We start from the raw sequence: 20823 nt of genomic DNA, 5'->3' as shown, positions 1-20823 counted from the left end.
ATTTTACCAACGCATAATTGATTTTTGATACCATTTTGGTTCTTTTTAGTGAAAAACGGCTGACTGGTCGACTAAAAAGGATTAAATGTCGTTTATATGTAAGAAATTGATTTAATTCTCTTAATTTTGATTTTTCAAAATACCATTGAGTATGAAAAAACCACTACTTTTTTTATTTGTTATTTTTTGTTGTGTCAAGATTCACGCTCAAAATGATGATTTATGGCAAAAAACAACCTCAAACTCTACTTTAAATAAGAGGCTAAACTCATCTGATTCAGAAAAATTATACTATAAACTGAATTCTGATTTCTTAAAAAGCAAACTTGCCGCAACAACTGGAAAAGCTTCAAAAGCAATCACTTCTGAAATCACCGTCCCAAATTCTAATGGTGTTTTAGAGCGTTTTAAAGTTTGGGAATCGTCTAATTTCGAACCTGAGCTACAAGCAAAATATCCTGAAATAAGAGCGTATGAAGGAAGTGGTTTAGATGATAAATCGGCAAAAATACACTTTAGCGTTTCGCCTATTGGGCTGCAAACCATGATTCTGCGAGCAGATAAGCCAACAGAATATATAGAAGGGAATCCAGAAGATAAAACAGAATATGTTTTGTTTACGTCTACAAATACCGATAATTCCGGAAGACTTGTTTGCAAAACGACCGATTTAATTTCTGATAGAAATACTACTGCAAAAACGGTACAGGCGGCTTCAAATGCAAAAATATTTAAGACAATGCGTCTGGCATTGTCGTGTACGGCAGAATATACAACTTATTTTGGAGGGACAAAAGCAGGTGCATTGGCCGGAATGAATGCGACTTTGACGAGAGTAAATGGTGTTTTTAATAAAGATTTGGCCGTAAAAGTGGTTTTGATTGCAAATAATGATGCCGTAATTTATACAGATGCTACTACAGATCCTTATTCTAATGCTTCAACCGGAGCTGATGGTGACTGGAATCAGGAAGTGCAAACCACATTAACCAATGTAATTGGTAATGGGAATTATGATTTAGGGCATTTATTTGGCGCTTCGGGCGGTGGTGGAAATGCAGGTTGTATAGGTTGTGTTTGTACAAATCCAACAACAAATAATCCATTAGCAAAAGGAAGTGCCTATACGTCACCTTCAGACGGAAAACCGCAGGGCGATACTTTTGATATTGATTTTGTTGCCCACGAAATGGGGCATCAATTGGGAGCAAACCACACTTTTTCTTATGATGCTGCCGAAAGAACTAATGTAAATGTTGAGCCCGGAAGTGGTTCTACTATTATGGCTTATGCCGGTGTAACAGGCGATTATGATATTCAAAATGCTTCTGATGATTATTTTGCTTATGTAAGTATTTTACAAATTCAAAATACTCTTGCAGGGAAAAGTTGTCCGGTAAATACAGCTATTACTAATAATCCACCAGTAATTAGTGCCGGTCCTGACTATACGATTCCAATTAGTACTGCTTTTGTTTTAACAGGCACAGGATCTGATCCTGAAGGTAATTCGATAACCTATAATTGGGAAGAAAACGATAATGCCACAACAACCTCTGGCGGAAATAGTATTGCGTATCCAACAAAACCTGACGGACCTCTGTTTCGATCAGTCGTTCCAAATAGTTCAGCTGTTCGTTATATGCCAGCTTTCAGTTCAGTACTTCAAAATAAATTGACTACAACCTGGGAATCTGTTTCTTCTATTGGAAGAACGTTGCATTTTACCTTAACAGGAAGAGATAATGCTGCCGACGGAGCAGCGCAAACCTACACCGATGCTATGGTTGTAAATGTAGCTTCTTTTGCAGGACCATTTGCAGTAACTTCACACGTAAGTGATGGAGTTAGCTGGTGGCAGGGATTAAGCGAAACGGTAACATGGAGTGTAAATAGTACCAATACTTTAGAAGGTTCAACGGCAGTCAATATCAAATTGTCTACAGATGGTGGTTTGACCTTTCCGATAATTTTGGCGGCTAATACGCCAAATGACGGTTCTGAGACAATCACGCTTCCAACAAGTGTGCCTTCGTCTAAAAATTGCAGAATCCTTATAGAGCCAACAGCAAATATTTACTATGCAGTAAACAGCAAACCATTTGCGGTAGGTTTTACTTCAACAATAAATTGTAATTCGTATAGTTTTGGAAGTTCTTTTTCAATTCCGAATACCACAACTTTTGTAACCCGAACGATTACTGTTCCTGCATCTACAGCAACTGTTTCAGATGTAGATGTTGCGGTTAATGTGACACATGCAAAATTTTCGGATCTTGAAATTCAAATGGTAAGCCCACAAGGAACTATTGTGCGATTGTTTAATAAAAATTGCGGGTCGACAAATTCAACTTTAGCAATGCAATTTAATGATTCCGGTGCTGCTTTAGATTGCAACCAAACGACAGAACAAATTGTTATTCCGGTTGATTTATTAAGTGCTTTTAACGGGCAAAATGCTGCAGGAACATGGACTTTAAGAGTTCGTGATGCTGTTGTTGGAAATTTCGGAACTTTAAATTCTGCTTCTATAAATATTTGCGGACAAACCTATACTTTGAGTACGCCTGATTTTGAAAATATCGATTTTGTATTGTATCCAAATCCAAACAAAGGAAGTTTTAGCATTCAATTTGAAAGTAAATCCAATACCGGAGTTAAAGTTTTTGTACATGATATTTTAGGTAAGAAAGTTTATGAAAACACTTTTGAGAGTACATCAAACTTCAATCAGAATATTCAATTGCAAAATGTTTCTGCCGGAATTTATCTGGTAACCGTTGTTGACGGAGACAGAAGAACGGTTAAGAAAATTGTGGTGAATTAATTTTTGCCCGCAAATTTAGCGGATTTAAACGGGTTGACACAGATTAACAATTAATAAAACCTGTATAAATCTGTTTGAATCCGCTAAATCTGTGGCTAATCATTCCTAAGAATTCGCCATAGCCATGCAAACAATACTAATTTTCGTTCCCGGAATTTTTAGTAAGGCGCGGGAGCAGGCTTCAAGCGTAGCTCCGGTTGTCAGGACATCGTCGACAATTAGAAAATGTTTGTTTTGATTTTCTTCAGAAAAATGAGCGTCGAATATATTTTCGATGTTTTCTGATCTTCCTAACAGATTTTTTTTCGACTGCGTTTTGGAGTATTTCTTTCGGTATAAAACAGTATCATCAAAAGTAATGTTTAAACCTTCGGCTAAGGCTTTTCCAAAAGTGGTGACCTGATTATAACCGCGTTCCCTGAATTTCTTTTATGTAGCGGAACCGGAATTACAACATCAAAAGGAATTTCTAAATTCAATCCTTTTAAATCTTCTACATACCAATTTCCCAAAACAAAACCGATCTCTTCACGACCCTTGTATTTTAGATTGTGAATGAGTTCCTGTATCATTCCTTTTTTATTGAAATATAAAAAGGCAGAAGCATGCTGGATCTCAATTTTACCGTAGAATTTCTTTACAGCTTCATTTTTGGTGTCTAAATGATATTGAGTAAGAGGCATTTCATGACGGCAATGTGTACAGATTATATCTTCATTGGACATTAAAAGTGTATGGCATGCAGCACAAACTTTGGGGAAAAACAGGTTAATAAGGTAATTAAACACAAATAGAAAGAATTTAGTTACAAAACTAACGAAATCAATCCTTCAATCTTTATAATTTTTCTTTTTTTTAAACGTACTTTTTATATTTTTGCATCACTATGGCAAAACAAGAAGATTTATTTAAGAATGTGGTTTCGCACGCAAAAGAGTACGGATTTATATTTCCGTCAAGCGAAGTATACGATGGATTGAGTGCAGTGTATGATTACGCACAAAATGGTGTCGAGTTAAAAAAGAATATCCGTGAATATTGGTGGAAATCAATGGTTCAGATGAATGAAAATATTGTCGGCCTTGATGCTGCAATATTAATGCACCCAACAACCTGGAAAGCGTCAGGCCACGTTGATGCCTTCAATGATCCGTTAATTGATAATAAAGATTCTAAAAAAAGATATAGAGCTGATGTTTTAGTTGAAGATCATGCTGAAAAGATCAATCAAAAAGCTCAAAAAGAAATTGAAAAAGCAAGAGCTCGTTTTGGAGACGCTTTTAATGAAGAAGAATTTGTAACAACAAATGCGCGTGTAGTAGAATATCTTTCGAAGTATAAAGAAATTTTATCGAGGCTTGCAAAAGGAATGACTGATGATCTTCAGGACGTAAAAGCTTTAATAGAAGAATTAGAAATTGCTGATCCTGAAACAGGTTCTAAAAACTGGACAGACGTAAAGCAATTCAATTTAATGTTCGGAACTAAATTAGGAGCTTCTGCAGATTCTGCAATGGATTTATATTTACGTCCGGAAACGGCACAAGGTATCTTTGTCAATTTCCTGAATGTACAGAAATCAGGTCGTATGAAAGTTCCTTTTGGAATCGCTCAAACGGGTAAAGCGTTTAGAAACGAAATTGTTGCAAGACAATTCATTTTCCGTATGCGTGAATTCGAACAAATGGAAATGCAATTTTTTGTGCGTCCGGGAGAAGAAATGAAATGGTATCACTACTGGAAAGAAACACGTTTAAACTGGCATTTATCTTTAGGATTAGGAAAAGAAAATTACCGTTTTCACGATCACGAAAAATTAGCACACTACGCAAATGCGGCTGCTGATATTGAATTCAACTTCCCATTCGGATTTAAAGAATTAGAAGGAATTCACTCGCGTACCGATTTTGACTTAAAAGCGCACGAACAATATTCTGGTAGAAAACTACAATATTTTGATCCGGAATTGAATGAAAATTACGTTCCGTATGTTGTAGAGACCTCTGTAGGACTGGATCGTATGTTTTTAGCTGTTTTTGCAACATCGTTGCAAGAAGAAGTTTTAGAAGATGGATCTACAAGAACAGTACTAAAATTACCAGCTGTTTTAGCACCAACAAAAGCTGCCGTTTTACCGTTGGTTAAAAAAGATGGATTGCCTGATATCTCTAAAAAAATCATCGAAGATTTAAAATGGGATTTCAATGTGGCCTATGATGAAAAAGATGCTGTCGGTCGTCGTTACAGAAGACAAGACGCTCTTGGAACTCCATTTTGTATTACAGTAGATCACCAAACGATCGAAGATGAAACAGTTACTATTCGTCATAGAGATACAATGAAACAAGATCGTGTGAAAATTTCTGAATTGAGAGGTATTATTGAAAACGAAGTTTCGATGAAAAACTGGTTAATGAAAATGTAATTTTTTTTAATTAACACTATATAAATCCCAAATTCCTTAGCTGGAGTTTGGGATTTTTTTATTTTTGGAAAGTGCATTTCGTCGAACTTTTTTGCATTTCATCGCTAATATATTAACATTTTTATTTAATGTATTAACAATGAAATGTTTAGAAAACAGAAATGCGTAAATTTAATTGGCCGTAAAACATAAATTTAAACTTGAAAAAGTATTCTTATATCATAATTGATGATGCTGCTGAAAGTATTTTGAGAACCAAAACAATTGCAGAAGGTTTTTCAGAATTAACTTTTGTGGCATCGGCGACTAATTATCAAAATGGTTTGCACTTAGTTTTAGAACATAAACCTTCTTTCGTTTTTTTAGAAATTGACCCGGAAGACTTATCCAGCAATTTATCGCTTGCGTTCATCAATGAATTGTACAGATATTTGTCCGTAATACCTAAAATTATAATTACTACTACAAGAAAAGCGCTGGCTTTTGAAGCGATTCAATATGGTGTTTTTGATTATTTATTAAAACCTGTAACCTCTATTGACTTACTTAAAACGACTTTGAAATTAGAAAAGGCATTTTTAGAGGCTAATACTGTAGAAATCGTGAGTGAAATTGTTTCTGCTGTAATTCCTCAGTCAGAAGTTTTACATGTTGTCGAAAAGCCCTTAATTATATGTATTAAATCATATGGTGACTATCGTTATCTAAATGCAGCAGATATCGCCTATTTTCAGGCCGATAATAATTCGACAGATATTTATCTTAATTCAGGCGAAATGGTCACTGCTTTTAAAACTTTAAAGCATTTTGAGAGTATTTTATCCCATCCGTTTATCCGAATTCATAACAGTTATATCATTAATCAAAATTATATTGCGAGAATTCATAACGGGAACTCAGTTTGTTACATAAAAAACGCTAGCAAAAAGATTCCATTTTCTAAAACCTATAAATCAAATGTCGATATAATTATCGCCAATTTCGCAGCAGGAAATTATATAGAAGTCTAAAAATTAGACGTTTACATCGAATTAACGCCCATTGACTATCATTTGGGCATGTTCTACCATAAACCGCATTTTTCATATCTGTTTTTTTTGATTCCGTAACTAGTTTTACATCATCGATTCTACCCAAAGAATCGACTCCAAAAACAAACAATCAATAAAAATACCTCATGATTATGAAAAAGACAGCTTTAACATTCGGATTATTTTCTTTAGTAATGGTAGCAACTTCTTTTGCACCTCAATCTTTATCTATAAACGAAGATGCTTCAGTTCAGGACAATAAAACTACTATAGCTCAAGAAAATATCATTCCACCTGATGGAAGTATTGTTGGAGGAAACAAAAAGCGTGATTTTCACGGAGTAACAGAAAAATTAGACATTAACGGAAGTATCGTTAGAGGAAATAAAAAATTAGATTTGTAATAAATTTACATTATAAAAACAAAAAGGTTGTCAATCTATTGGCAACCTTTTTTTGTGTCAATAGTTTTGCTATTTTTGATGAAATTGTAAAACATCATTGAGAAAAAATTACTTCATATTGTTTTTTTCCATATTGTCTTTTCTTAGTTGCACTGAGAAAATAAACAAGAATGATGACTCTTCATCTGTAAAGGATAGTCTTAAAATTTATCTGTCATTAGCCCAAGATGATAAGCTACCACTGGATTATAAAATCAAATACAGTGAAAGGGCCTATGAATTAGTATCGAATCAGACTAATGATTCTTTAAATCGGGTAAATCTTTTTAAAGTTGCGAACCGGTTTTATAATAATAACCACTGGAATAGCTTTAAAAGAACAGTTCTTGTAGCCTTAAACAGATCGCAAGCAGCCAAAGATTCTGTTTTTATTGCAAAATCATATACGTATCTGGGCGATTATTATAGCAGTCGTGCAATTTCTGACAGCGCCTACATGTTTTACTTCAAAGCCGAAAAAATTTATTTTCAGTTACAAGATAATTCGAATTTGGCGACAACGCGCTTAAGCAAGGCGTATCTGCAATATGCAGAAGGGGATCTTTTAGGAAGCGAAAAAGCCGTTTTTAATGTGATGAAAGTTTTAGACACCCAGAAAAATGCTGAAATTGTGTACGAATCCTATAATTTGCTGGGTGCGATTTATAACGATTTGGAGGAATATGATAAAGCGCTGGAATTTCATAATAAAGCACTTTTAAGTGTTGATCGTAAAGTAATACCTGCTGAATTTCAATCAAAAGCAACTTCGTTAAATAATATTGGATATGTATATAATAATATTAAAAATTATAGAAAAGCCAAGTATTTTTATGAAAACGCTTTAAAAGAGAAGGATTTAAAAACAGATAAGCCATCTTTATATGCCATGCTAATTGATAATTTGGCGTACGCTAAATTCAAGCTCTTAGAAAAAAAAGATCTTCCAGACATGTTTTACAGATCGCTTAAATTTAGAGACAGTCTAAAACTTACTACTGGATTGATTTCTAATAAACTTCATCTTTCTGAATTCTATGCTTTTAATAAAGATACGGCCAATGCAATAAGATTTTCTATCGAATCTCTTCGGGAATCCAAAAAAATGAATAATTCGAGAAATGTTTTGCAGTCTTTGAAACAGCTGGCTTTGGTTGATCCAAAAAAAGCATCTCTCTATTCTGAGGAATATATTCGCATTAATGACAGTCTTCAGAAAGGAGAACGCCAAATGGGAGACAAGTTTACCCGAATCGAATATGAAACCAACGAAATAAAAGATCAAAATTCGAATCTACAGGAAAAAAACAGGGCTTTAGTATATGTTTTTAGTATTTGTACCTTGTTAGGTTTGTTTTTCTATGTTTATAAAACGCAGCAAGCAAAGAACAGGGAATTACTTTTTAAGCAACAACAACAAATTGCGAACGAAGATATTTATAATTTGATGATCTCTCAGCAAAATGATATTGAGATGACCCGAATTAAAGAAAAGAAAAGAGTTGCTCAGGAACTTCATGACGGAGTTTTGGGCAGAATGTTTGGTGTGAGAATTAGTCTGGATAGTTTAGATAAAATAGATGAAGTACAAGCGACTCAAAAAAGAAAAAAGTATTTAACAGAGCTAAAACATATTGAAGAAGACATTCGCGAAATTTCGCACGATTTAAATAGAGAAAAATCAGAATTAATTAATAATTTTATCGCGATTTTAAACAAATTGTTTGAAAATCAACAAAACATCTACGATTCTAAATTAATTACTTGTTTTGACCCTCATATAAAATGGGAGCTGGTAAGTAATATAGTTAAAATTAATTTATACAGAATTATTCAGGAAGCGCTTCAAAACTGTAATAAATATGCTGACGCTAATACCATTACAGTAGAGTTTAAAAGTGAAATTGATTATTTAATTTTGTCGATTTCAGATGATGGAAATGGTTTTAATACCAAAAGAACGAAAAACGGTATAGGATTACATAATATTCAATACCGGGCAAAAGAGTGTAAGGGCACAGTTACGATAAAATCTGCCAAAGGAGAAGGAACAATTCTCACCATTAAAGTCCCAATAGATCAAAAAATAAACTTACAAAAGAATGACATTTAACCTAACAACTCCGATTTCGCCTTTAATAAGCCGAAATATCTTAATTGTTGATGACCATCCTTTTATAATTGAGGGATATAAAAATGCAATTACACGATATAACCCGAAGGAATATGATTTTGCTATTTCTCAGGCGTATGATTGCAGGTCAGGATATGATATAATTGAAGACGAAGCAGCCCCAAATTTTGAAGTGGCTTTTTTAGATATAAGCATGCCGGCTTATGAAGAAAAGGATATCTTTTCAGGAGAAGATCTGGCTAAACTTATCATGAAAAAAATGCCTCATTGCAAGATTATTTTGCTAACGATGTATACAGAATTACTGAAAATAAAAACGATTATCAGAACTATAAACCCAAATGGTTTGATAATTAAAAATGACCTTACTTTTGATGAGTTGCTTTTTGCCTTTGATAAAGTAATGAAAAATGAAAAATATTACAGCCAGTCTGTTGTGAAAATGCTCAACCAGTCGGCACATAATTCAATAGAGATTGATGAATTCGATAAGCAGATTCTGTTTCATTTATCAAAACAAACTCCCGTTACAGAAATGCCGCAATATATTCCGATTTCTTTGAATGCGATTGAAAAACGAAAAGTGAATTTAAAAGAATTGCTTAAAATAAAATCGGGTTCTGATGAAGAATTAATCAAAGAAGCTAAAAGCAAAGGACTTTTTTGAAATTTTAGATTTTAGATTAAGAACTCTACTTAATAAAAAATATCCCAACGGGTTTCGTAAAATCTGTTGGGATATTTTTTATCATGCAGTTACCTGCGATTTAATGCTAAGATTATTCACTTAAAGCATCCCAACCGCGAGCTTTCAAAGCAATTTTAGTATTGGCGCGTGTTACCAAATGGATTCCTTCGCTTTCATCTGCCATATGTCCAATAATCGAAAAGTTTGGATTTCCTTTTATTTTGTCGAAATCGTTAATGTCAATTGTAAATAACAATTCGTAATCTTCTCCACCGTTTATAGCTACTGTTGTACTATCAATATTAAATTCTTCGCAAGTTGAAATAAACTGAGGATCTAAAGGCAATTTATCTTCATATAAATTGCAACCCACTTTTGATTGTTTGCACAAATGAATAATTTCTGATGACAATCCGTCAGAAATATCGATCATCGAAGTTGGTTTTATTTCGAGAGCGTGTAATAAGGTACGAACATCTTTTCGCGCTTCCGGTTTTAACTGACGTTCGATCAAATAACTGTACATATCTAAATCAGGCTGACTGTTAGGGTTTACCTGGAAAACCTGTTTTTCGCGTTCTAAAACCTGTAATCCCATATAAGCTGCACCAATATCACCGGTTACAACAAGTAAATCGGTTTGTTTAGCCCCATTTCTGTAAACGATCTCCTCTTCATTAGCTTCACCAATTGCAGTAATGCTTATAATTAATCCTTTTTGCGATGAGGTTGTGTCACCACCAATAACATCCACTTTATATTCTTTTGCAGCGTGTGTAATGCCTTCAAAAAGTTCTTCTAAGGCTTCTAGCGGAAAACGGTTAGAAACTGCCACAGAAACCGTAATTTGAGTTGGTCTGGCATTCATCGCACAAATGTCAGATAGATTTACTACTACTGATTTGTATCCTAAATGTTTTAAAGGCATGTATGCCAAATCAAAATGTACCCCTTCGATCAGTAAATCAGTCGAAACGACTACTTTTTTATCCTTAAAATCAAGGACAGCAGCGTCATCGCCAATACTTTTTAAAGTCGACTCCTGAGTAACATCAAAATTTTTGGTTAAATGTTCTATTAAACCAAACTCGCCTAATTGCGCTATACTGGTACGTTGTGGATTTTTATCTTCGATCATTTCTTTTAAGTTCCAAAGTTTCTAAGCCGCAAAGGTACAAAGGTTTTATGTATTAATCCCGATGAATAACACAACGACCAAATTATCTGTAGAAACGCAAAATCATCGTTTCATACTAAAATGTGCTTTGAAAACCTGATTTATTCCATCCTGGATATAAAAAACCTGAAACCAATAATCAGTAGAAGGAAGCGGATTTCCGTTGTAATAACCATCCCAGCCAGGACCTGCAGGACTTAGCCGTTTTAGGAATTTGCCATAACGGTCGAATATATTTATATAGGCATCAGGTTGAAAGGCGAGATCAGGAATATTCCAGGTATCATTGTAACCATCGTTATTTGGAGTGAAAAATTTGGGGTATTTGAGTACTTTGGCAATTAGAATCTGGTCATCACAGTTTCCCTTGATATCTTTTACAGTAATAACATGCTCTCCCGAATCGACATTAGAAAAGACATTGTTGGTTTGAAAATTACCATTATCCAATTGATATTCATAGATTCCAAAGCCGTTTGTGAGTGTTACAATAATGTCAATAGTGTCTTCAAAAGAATCAGTTACAGCAACAGTTGCAATTGCGGGACTGGATTTTGTGACCGTAACAATGGCGGAATTATAACCACAATCGTTACCAATATTGGGTGTTTTTTTAGTACTAACAACGGTGTACGTTCCTTCCTGAATTGCCGTATAATTGGGTCCCGTGCTTATTTTGTTTCCGTTTAAAAACCAGTCAATTGTGTAAATATCCGGATTAAGTCCTGAATTTAATTGGGCTGATCGAAGTACACTTCCTGTTTGATAATCGACACAGATTATTCTGTCTTCTAAGGTTAAATCTTTTAACGGATAAATGGTAATATTGAAATCATCTTGTGAATTGCAAGCAGGATTTGCCGGAGCTGCAGCATAAATATACATTTTTTGACTTGTGTTTATTTGTTGTCCGGCCAAATAGAGCGTTCCGGTTCCATTAGGACCGCTATAATAATTTCCAATTGATAAAGGAGGCAATGTATAGCTTTGACAAATGGCAATATCAGGGGTGCTGGCCAAGATAGGTGTTGGAGAAATGGTAACTGCAAAATTCTTTTCGCTGGAACAAGTCAGTCGATTTCCTGTAATGGCAAACACGTAGATGATTTGTGAGGCTCTTATAACAGTTCCAACCGGAATAATTGGCCCTTTTCCTCCCGGTTGTGAATAAAAATTACCTAGTTTTAATGGCGGTAGTGTGTAGCTGTCGCAGACATTTACATTATTAAAATTACCAACATCTAATCCATTAACACTAACTTTAAAAAGAGTTTCATTTTGACAATTTGTGAAATCTGCCCATTCGTTATAGATATAAATAGTTTGATTGGTAGTTATAGAAGTGCCTTCAGCAATTTGATTTCCCAAACCATGAGGGCCTCCGCTGGCGGTGTAATATTTTCCATTTTTTAATTTGGGTAATTTAAAATCAGTGCAGGTAACAACATCTGTAAAACTATCAACGGGAGGGCGCGGCCTGATTTCGACTACAAAACTATGCTCATTGGTGCAATCTGTTCCAACGGAATAAATATAAATAGTCTGTGTTTTAGTAATGACATCGCCTGCTTTTAATGGAAGTCCGCCACCATTGGTTTCGGTAAAGTAATTGCCATTTACTAAAGGCGGTAACAGGTAACTTTGACATTCCAGTCTGTTGCCGGGTTTATCTACTGACGGAAGTGGTTTTATAGTAATCTGGTATTTTAGATTATTGGTGCAATTTGGTGCGGTTGAGGTAGCAGCGTAATAGTATACCGTTTGCGAACTGGTAATATTTGTTCCCGCCGGAATGTTATTGCCCTGTCCGCCAGGACTGTCATAATATCCGCCAATAGAAACATTAGGTAAAGTGTAGCTTCCGCATTCAGTAATTGGAATATACGTCGCCGAATTAATAATATCGATTTTGAAGGAATGTTGATTGGTACATCTTCCATCATTGGCAAAAACAAATAGTGTTTGAGTTGCTGTTATAATTTCTCCGGAATTTAAACGAGTTCCTAAACCTCCTGATAATGTATAATAATTACCGTTTGTTAAAGAAGGAAGAACAAAAGAATCGCAAGTCACCACATTGGCAGGCTTATCAATTAGAGGTAAAGGATAAACGATAAAAGGTACGGGTTCATCACGACAAACAACACCATTGATTACGGCGTAATAGTAAATAGTCTGATCTGTTGTAAATGAAGTTCCAGCCGGAATAGGATTTCCACGTCCACCTGCTTCTGTAAAAAAACCGCCAGCGACTACTGTGGGAACAATGTATTGGCCACAAGCTTCTTTTGGAAAATCAAATTCGTAAATAAGGATTACGTTAAAGAAATTTTCATTGGTACAATTGTTTGTAGCATTTGGACCACTATAAATGTAATAGGCACCACCTTTGGTAATAACGTCTCCTGCATTCAATTTTGTTCCTGTTCCACCCGGACCCGTATAATAATTTCCGGCTATTATTGGTGGTAGTGTGTAACTGTTGCAGGCAATAACATCCGGAATATCGTCGACCGTAGGTAGTGAATTAATGGTTATATTGAAATCGACTGTCGTGTAACAAATCGAGCTTGAAATATGTTCTATTCTTACCCAGATTCTTTGCGGAGATTGAGATAAAGTAGTAATGAATTCCGTTGGGTCTTGTATTCGATTAGTCGCACTGCCGGCGTCTATTTGGCTTCTGTAATAACTAATTTTATAATCTGACGCATTTAATCCATTAAGGATTGCTGTTTCTTGTACCGTTAAATTTATTAAGACTCTTCCTGATCTCGTGTCACAAAAAGTCAAATCTGGTGGTTTTATAGCATTAATCGGATTTGTAACTAATAAATCAAACGGAAGTAAATTATTGCATAAAGAATTTGCGTTTGAAAAATGTACCGCTTTTATATAAATCGTTTGATTGCCAGTACTGGTATAGGTAGTCAATTGATTATTCGGAATTGCTGGCCCATTTGAATTAGCAGCAGCCAGAGAATCAAAATACAAGAGATAATATTCTGAGGAATTAAGTCCTAATGTGCTCAAATTATTCTGTGTTAAGTCATATTGATAAGTGGCGTTTCCGTTATAACAAGCGATTAAATTCTGTGGAGATTTAATTACTAAATCTGATATGACCACTTCATCTTTAATGACACAACCAGAAAGTGTAGCCGTTACCCCATAAGTTCCTGCTTTAGTAACAGTCAAAGAATTACTTGTTTGTCCTGCGATTATTGTACCATCCAAAGTCCAGACATAGTCATAATTACCTGTAAGCCCGGATTGGAGTATAATGTTTTCGCCTTCGCAAATAGTTCTGTCCGGACCTAAATCCATAGCAGTTATAAAACTGCCGCCTTTTATAAAAACTGCCGAATCGTAACCGCTGTCGTGATAATCGCCAATTGCCAGTTTGATGCTATAAGTTCTATTGGGAATTACAGTCGATGAGGCTGTTAAAATTTTAGTTTCGCCCCTCATATTTATGGCAGATTCTCCCGGATTGTTTACATTATAACGGTCAAACAAATTTGCATTGGCAGATAAACAAGAAGAATTATATTGTTCGTCCCGAATATTCTTGACAGAAACTGGCATAGTTGTTCCCGGAACCACGGCAAGATTGGTAGAAATTCCAGTTGTTAAATCAGTCAGTATAAAAGCAAAAACATCACTAAAGCCACATTGAAATTCTCCATATTCATTGGAAGCAAAAAGGAAGTCAAAACTAAAATTGGTAGAAAGAGGAGTAAAATCAAATTGAATAAAACTAACATCCGTTATAGGAACAACTTGTCCGTTTTCATCACTTATAGTTTGTAAATCACTATCATTGGCAGTGTTCAATTGACTACTTTCATTGGCTCCCGTATAGATTCCTTCGGTATATTTTGCAATTCCGTTCCGAATAATAATTCCGCTTGAAATGGGGAAGTTCGGATCAGTATTATTGAACTTACCAATACCCTGATGTGATGAGAATTTAAAGTTGCTTTCGTTTGCGCAGGCGTTCTGCATTAATTCTTCGCGAATCAGTTGGGGTATACTCAAGTTTGTAGTGTCGACTATGATTCCCTGCGATGTACCTATAGTCGAATAAAATAATAAAAGTAGAAATAGAGGTGTTCTCATAATTCTGATTTTATTAATTTGGGTTTCTAAAGATACGAATGATTTTACTTACAACACAATGAATTTCAATGTTTTATGTTCTTAAGGTAATTTTGATTTATTATTTTGAATATAATTAATACTATCTGTAAAAAATAATTTTTCCTGCTGACAAACTGTTGTCACCGACCCTCAATACTTTTGAAGTATTAAATAATTAAAACTTTAAAATTATGAAAACACTAGCAGCCCAAGTAATTACTCCTGAAGATTTATTGAAACACTGGCAAGGACATCGCGCCCTTACAAGACGTGTGATTGAAGCTTTTCCTGAAAAAGATTTCTTCGAATTTTCGATCGCGGGAATGCGTCCTTTTTCTAAATTAGCCGATGAACTTTTGGCGATTGGAGCTCCTGCATTAAAAGGAATTGTGAACAAAGACAGTAAGCCTTATACAGAAGGAACTGAAAAGTTGATTTTTAAAGCGCAATATCTTGAAAAATGGGATGAAGCAACAGCAGAAATCAATGAATATTGGCAGAAATTAAGTATTGAAGATTTTAATGAAACCTTTAATCTTTTTGGTCAGTATGAATTCCCGATTATTCAGAATATCTTATATTTTATTGATAATGAAGTGCATCACCGTGGACAAGGTTATGTGTATTTAAGAGCTTTAAATATTGAACCGCCTTTTTTCTGGGAAAGATAAATCAGTAAATTATTTCAAACTTAAATAACTCCATTCAAAGTATCATATAAATCAAACGTTATGAGTCTAAAAAAAATAATGACCAATTATGCCGCTTACAATTTATGGGTTAATCAACAATTTGTAAACTGGCTTTCGACAAAATCAGATGAATTGCTGAATACAGAAGTGGCTTCAAGCTATACAAATATTATTAAAACGCTTAATCATATTTGGAAAACAGAACAATATTGGTATTCAATAATAGCCGAAATTGTTCTGCCTGATAGAGAAGAAAATGTTGATTTAGATAAGAATGTGATATTTAATGGTTTGATAGACACCTCTACAAAATTGGCAACATTTATTGCATCATTATCAGAGGAACAATTGGCTAAAACAATCAAAATTGAAAATCCTTGGTTTCAATGTGAATTACCGCTTAGCGATTATTTACTGCAAGTAGTGAATCATGGTACTTATCACAGGGGACAGATTGTTACGATTGGTCGAAATGTTGGGATAACCGATGCATCCAACACGGATTACAATTTTTATAATGTTGTAAAAAACCAATAAACTAGCTAAAAAAAACTCCGAAAGAATTTAAGTTTTCTTTTGGAGTTTTTTTATAAAAGCCTTTTTCTGTTGATTTCAAGTAATTCCAAAGCCCGGGTTTTGAGCCTTTCAGGTTCCAGGATTTTAGCATAATCGCCAAACATTAAAAACCAGCGTGGAAAACCACTTTCGATGTCGCGACACATAAAAGTCATTTCTATTTGACCGTCTACTTCTTTCTCTGAAATATAACCATGATATTTTCGCTCCGTTTCCAGATATCGGGCTATTTTCTTTTCGATCAAAATTCTAACTTTTGTGGTAGGAATAGTTTCTGTTTTAGTCAAATAGGTTTCTAAAGAGTCATGTTCTATCGTAAAATCACATTCAGTTTTCTGAATTCCCTGAATTCTGTCGGTTCTAAATTGTCGGTAATCTTTTCTCAAATGACAATATCCTAAAAAATACCAATTGTTATGATCATGAAAAACACCCACAGGCTCAATGTTTCTTTGAGTTGTTTCGTCTCTTTCTACGGTTTTATAGGATAGTAAAATTTGTTTTTTCTCTGCAATACTTTCAAAAAGAACAGCCAAAGTATTAGGAGAATTATCATTAAACATAGGTTCTGCCGTTTGCATGACCACTTTCGATTCAATATTGGAAAGCCAGTCTTTATCTGTACTTCGTAAAACCGATTTTAACTTAAACATCGCCGATGCATAATGACTTCCTAAAGAAGGATCCGTAAATTTCTGCATCAGTTTTTCTGCTGCAATAAAACTGCTGACTTCTTCGCGTGTAAACATAACAGGAGGTAATCTGTAACCGTCCATTAAAGCATAACCGACACCAGCTTCGCTGTAAATTGGAACTCCGGATGCCTCCAAAGTTCGAATATCCCTGTAAATGGTTCGTAAACTAACTTCAAAGCGATTGGCCAATTCCTGTGCTTTTACAATTTTTTTTGATTGTAATTGAATGAGGATTGCGACAATTCGGTCAAAACGTTTTGGAGATTCGTCAAGCATTTTTTTTGAGGTACTAAGGTTCTGAGTTGCTGAGGTTCTAAGATTTTAAGATTCAAAGATACAAAGGTTAGTAAAATAAAAAACCCGACAACTAAAGTTATCGGGTTATAATTTCTTTGCGAACTTTGCGGTTAAACTTTCAAAGTAAGCGACCTGAATCAAATTAAAACTTGTATAATAATCCAAATTTAGGCTGTGCAAAGATGTTATTGAATAAATTGATATTTAATTCGAAACTGTTTGATGAGGATCCATTTTCCGGATTTGCATTATTGTAGGTTAAAATATCTGCCAAAACAAAGGTTGCAGCAAATTTCTGACTGAAAAAGTAATTTAATCCTATGGTAATGTTAGCTTTTATTCCGTTTGTAGTATTATCATATCGAACAGGATTGCCTACAATATTATATTCGGCTTTTGCATGGCTATAACCAAGGCCTGCATCGGCAAATGCTTTGAAACGTCTTGAGTCAGCTTCAAAAAAGTAATATCTGGCAAAAGCGCCAATGCCAAAAAAACTTGTTTTGCCATCATTTACATCAGTTTTCCCTCCTCCAAAATCTAAATCTCCTCCAACTGCAAAGTTATCGGCAATCAAATACCCAAATTTTGGATTGATAGAATATGCGTTGGCATCATCACTTGTACTGATTGAAATACCTCCTTCAATAAACATATCTCCTTTTTGAAATCTTACACCTTTTGCTGAGTGCATTTCTTCTTCAGCTTCTTGTTGCTGAGCATTGACAAATGAAAAAGTAAACAGTGTTGCCATAATTAAAAATCTCGTTTTCATAATATTTAGTTTTAAAGTTGTAAGATTAAAGTTATATTTTTTGTTGTAAAATTTATTTTAATCTCGACGAAATGCATTAAAAACCAGACGATTAAATATTTTTATAAGTATTTACTTATTTTTTGTAAAATAAAAATTCGGCATCGTAAGCAAATACGGGCTTTCCTGAAATGAGGAACCAAATCACACTTTTCTCAAAAAAATATTCATACTAATTAGATTGTTAATTTAATTATTTTGTTATTTTTAAATCCTTAAAAAATATCGAAAATGGATAACGAATTGTCATATTCTAAGCAAGAAGAGTTAAAAAATAAGCTAAGAAGAGGTGTTTTTGATGCAGAAACTGAAATCAATAATTTGATTGAATCAGGATTTGAAGAGGAAAAAGCAAAAGAAGTATTATTGAAAGTGGTTAAAAGCTATAAAGAAGATCTTTTTTATGAAGCTAAAGAAGCAAAAGAAAATGAAGAGAAAGGTAATATTGCTGTTTTTGCTGTCATTTTTTCTTCTCTCCTAATTGCAATGTTTGGGGGACAAAGCGGAATCATGGTTTTAGTTTCCTTATTGGTGGCTTGTTTAGCAGGATTCTACGGTTTTCCAAAAAATCCAATACCGGCGGTGGTTGGTTTTGCTGTGGGCGCTCTGCTTATGCCTTTTGCCGTTGGTTTTTATCTTAGAGGACGCGATACTTTTTTAAACCTAGAACTTTTTATTCCAATGATAATGGCTTTTGGTCCTGCTTTTTTGATAAAGTACATTTTGTCAAGATTGATACCAGCAAATGATTAATTTTTAAATTTTAAACCCCAAATAAAATGATTAGAAATTACACCTTTGATGAGGCTTATAAGAGATTTGAGCCTCACGATCACAAATGCACCTACTGTGGAGAAGCTGAAATGGAAAACATGAACGACTGTTATTTCGTACCTCTTTTTGTTGAGGGTGACAGAACTAATATAGTCGTTTACAGATCAGTAAAATATTCTAAAGTTTTAATCGGAATTCCTAGATGCCGCTCCTGCAAAGACATTCATTACGATGCAAAGAATAAGGCTGTTACAATTTCGGTTGTTTCGGTTATCTTATTATTAGGCCTTTTGCTTTATAATTTTATGAATTTAAATGCATTCGTATTTATACTTGGAATTTTTGCTACTATCTTCGGAGGCATTTACGGATCGTCAAAATTAGCAGAAAGATATGTTGCCAATAAAGGAATTTATACTTTACAAGACGGAGCTGAAACCAATGAAGTCGTTCGCGATTTGGTTATAGCAGGCTGGTCGTTTACCATGCCGACTGCTTAAAAATAAAAAACCCGATAACGAAAGTTATCGGGTTTTTTATTTTTATGGTTTAAGCTTTAAATTTACGGAAGGATTGAATCATTTCGTAAATTCCAAATGCGATAAAGATTTTTCCTAGAATAAAAATCAACCAACTCCACCCATTTTCTAAATATGTTCTGTCATTTTCCAGTGGATTATAAAAATCTGTTACCAGAAAAAATCTAAATGCACCAACAAAGAATTCATTTATTTTTTCACAATTAAAAGTAGCTGAGTTTTCAATTCTGTATAAAATTGTATACCATAACAATCCAGATAGTAATGTAAAACCCAACGACCAAAACCAATTTCCAAAATTTGAAGACCATTTTGTTGCCCAAAGAATGGATGTGTCTTTAAAGTTTGTAAATAAACTTAATTCTTCATAATGCGCTGACAGTTCATAATTTCTATAAGTATTAAAATCAATTTTGTTTTCAGTTTTTTGAAGCTCTTGTTTGATTCCTCTTAATGTTCTTTTCCATTCTAATATTTTAGATTTATCTTTTAAATAAGATTTGTCTAGAACTTTATTTATTTTCATTTCATCAAAATAAGCTCCTCCTCCAAATTTTACTTCATACAGTTTTAAAGTGTTAAATTCAGCATCCGTAAAAGAAGATGATTTATCGAAAGTGGATCTGTCAATATTCAAAAAATTTATTTTGGAGTTATTGAAAAGAGAAAATCCATTAAATTCACATGCAACAAATTTTAAATGTGAATTTGATAAATTTTCACATTCTTCAAACCATGTTGTACTTAAAAAATCACATTGATCAAATTCACATTTACCTATAAATGTGGATTTATCAAATTTTACTTTCTCAAAAGTGTTTTTAAAGAACCAATTATGCTTATATACTTCACTTGAAGACTTTAATTCATTGTGATTATATTTTATTGTACTATTTAAAAATGTAGTCAGATTATAAAATGTATTTTTTTTAAAGAAGATATTTGAGATAGTTGAATTGTTAAAAATAGTGTTTCCATATTCATTTAGTTCTATTCCAAAGGTGTTGTTATAAAAATGCAATCTTCCACTAACATGATTTATATGTTCGAATAAAAAGAATTTATTTATAGTCGTATTGTTTATTGAAAAATCAGTATTTAATTCTGTCTTCTTACTATTTGGGAAATTAGAAAACTTAAAAGTTTCAAATATTCCATTTTGACCATGTTTAGCATTTATATTTAATGATTTTATTAATATAGTATCGTTGAATAGTAATTTTTTTAAACTACAATTATTAAAATTAACTTCACAGTTAAAAGTACAATTATTGAATGTGATGCTTATTTTTGCATTTTGAATATTTTTAAAACTAATACTAATACAATTAAAAATACAATTACTAAAACTTATACCCTCAGGATGTATTTTTTCAATTACTAAATCGTATTCTTGTAAGTCAAAAATTTCATTATTGTAGATGTCAGTTTCTTCAAGTTTTTTATAAAATGCTTCTTCCATTTGGTTTATTTATAGAGTTATACCAAATCTAAACAAAAAACCCAACAACTTTCGTCATTGGGTTAAATCTATATTCTTTGCTCTTGCCTCTATTTTCTAAAACAAT

General features: G+C 33.7%; 17 protein-coding genes. 10 read left to right on the top strand and 7 right to left on the bottom strand.

Features of this window, described 5'->3' with window-relative positions; translation table 11 throughout:
- Positions 1-151: 151 nt before the first annotated feature.
- Positions 152-2827, top strand: coding sequence for a zinc-dependent metalloprotease (locus AC1RRN_RS16005; RefSeq protein WP_492968252.1), 2676 nt, complete (start codon positions 152-154; stop codon positions 2825-2827).
- 105 nt (positions 2828-2932) lie between these two features.
- Here AC1RRN_RS16005 and AC1RRN_RS16000 read toward each other — a convergent pair whose 3' ends face one another.
- The gene (locus AC1RRN_RS16000; RefSeq protein ID WP_492968264.1) at positions 2933-3187 is read right to left on the bottom strand and encodes a ComF family protein; all 255 of its coding nucleotides are present in this window, start codon (positions 3185-3187) and stop codon (positions 2933-2935) included.
- A gap of 14 nt (positions 3188-3201) precedes the next feature.
- Positions 3202-3552: a ComF family protein gene (locus AC1RRN_RS15995; RefSeq protein ID WP_492968251.1), complete on the bottom strand. Its 351-nt coding sequence runs from the start codon at positions 3550-3552 to the stop codon at positions 3202-3204.
- 161 nt (positions 3553-3713) lie between these two features.
- On the opposite strand from AC1RRN_RS15995, the gene AC1RRN_RS15990 reads away from it, so the two are divergent.
- From AC1RRN_RS15990 to AC1RRN_RS15970, 5 genes are all read left to right on the top strand, one after another.
- Complete coding sequence (locus tag AC1RRN_RS15990) at positions 3714-5252, top strand: glycine--tRNA ligase (protein ID WP_492968250.1); 1539 nt, start codon at positions 3714-3716, stop codon at positions 5250-5252.
- Between the two features lie 200 nt (positions 5253-5452).
- A complete protein-coding gene (locus tag AC1RRN_RS15985; protein ID WP_492968249.1) occupies positions 5453-6262 on the top strand; it encodes a LytR/AlgR family response regulator transcription factor in 810 nt (269 codons plus the stop codon).
- Between the two features lie 173 nt (positions 6263-6435).
- Positions 6436-6687, top strand: coding sequence for a hypothetical protein (locus tag AC1RRN_RS15980; RefSeq protein WP_492968248.1), 252 nt, complete (start codon positions 6436-6438; stop codon positions 6685-6687).
- A gap of 118 nt (positions 6688-6805) precedes the next feature.
- Positions 6806-8839 (top strand): ATP-binding protein, encoded by a 2034-nt coding sequence (locus AC1RRN_RS15975; protein WP_492968247.1) that lies wholly within the window; start codon positions 6806-6808, stop codon positions 8837-8839.
- Complete coding sequence (locus AC1RRN_RS15970; protein ID WP_492968246.1) at positions 8829-9527, top strand: response regulator; 699 nt, start codon at positions 8829-8831, stop codon at positions 9525-9527. The genes AC1RRN_RS15975 and AC1RRN_RS15970 overlap by 11 nt, the downstream gene beginning before the upstream one ends.
- 112 nt (positions 9528-9639) lie before the next feature.
- Here AC1RRN_RS15970 and thiL read toward each other — a convergent pair whose 3' ends face one another.
- Positions 9640-10686, bottom strand: a complete 1047-nt coding sequence (gene thiL, locus AC1RRN_RS15965) for a thiamine-phosphate kinase (RefSeq protein WP_492968245.1) — start codon at positions 10684-10686, stop codon at positions 9640-9642.
- Positions 10687-10788: 102 nt separating this feature from the next.
- Positions 10789-14847: a T9SS type B sorting domain-containing protein gene (locus AC1RRN_RS15960; RefSeq protein ID WP_492968244.1), complete on the bottom strand. Its 4059-nt coding sequence runs from the start codon at positions 14845-14847 to the stop codon at positions 10789-10791.
- A 212-nt stretch (positions 14848-15059) separates the two neighbouring features.
- On the opposite strand from AC1RRN_RS15960, the gene AC1RRN_RS15955 reads away from it, so the two are divergent.
- Together AC1RRN_RS15955 and AC1RRN_RS15950 are read left to right on the top strand one after the other, a co-directional pair.
- Complete coding sequence (locus tag AC1RRN_RS15955) at positions 15060-15539, top strand: DinB family protein (protein WP_492968243.1); 480 nt, start codon at positions 15060-15062, stop codon at positions 15537-15539.
- A gap of 60 nt (positions 15540-15599) precedes the next feature.
- Entirely contained in the window at positions 15600-16097 is a 498-nt protein-coding gene (locus AC1RRN_RS15950) for a DinB family protein (protein WP_492968242.1), read from the top strand.
- Between the two features lie 50 nt (positions 16098-16147).
- On the opposite strand, the gene AC1RRN_RS15945 is transcribed toward AC1RRN_RS15950, so the two are convergent.
- Positions 16148-17107, bottom strand: a complete 960-nt coding sequence (locus AC1RRN_RS15945; protein WP_492968241.1) for a helix-turn-helix transcriptional regulator — start codon at positions 17105-17107, stop codon at positions 16148-16150.
- A 163-nt stretch (positions 17108-17270) separates the two neighbouring features.
- Positions 17271-17903, bottom strand: a complete 633-nt coding sequence (locus AC1RRN_RS15940; protein WP_492968240.1) for an outer membrane beta-barrel protein — start codon at positions 17901-17903, stop codon at positions 17271-17273.
- 270 nt (positions 17904-18173) lie between these two features.
- On the opposite strand from AC1RRN_RS15940, the gene AC1RRN_RS15935 reads away from it, so the two are divergent.
- Entirely contained in the window at positions 18174-18695 is a 522-nt protein-coding gene (locus tag AC1RRN_RS15935) for a hypothetical protein (RefSeq protein WP_492968239.1), read from the top strand.
- A gap of 26 nt (positions 18696-18721) precedes the next feature.
- The gene (locus AC1RRN_RS15930; RefSeq protein ID WP_492968238.1) at positions 18722-19216 is read left to right on the top strand and encodes a hypothetical protein; all 495 of its coding nucleotides are present in this window, start codon (positions 18722-18724) and stop codon (positions 19214-19216) included.
- Between the two features lie 49 nt (positions 19217-19265).
- Here AC1RRN_RS15930 and AC1RRN_RS15925 read toward each other — a convergent pair whose 3' ends face one another.
- Complete coding sequence (locus AC1RRN_RS15925; RefSeq protein ID WP_492968237.1) at positions 19266-20717, bottom strand: hypothetical protein; 1452 nt, start codon at positions 20715-20717, stop codon at positions 19266-19268.
- Positions 20718-20823: the final 106 nt, after the last annotated feature.

The sequence above is a fragment of the Flavobacterium sp. GW821-FHT11G01 genome (assembly GCF_058808175.1).
Note: the sequence above shows the minus strand (reverse complement) of the source record. Positions and strands in the feature narration are given on the sequence as shown.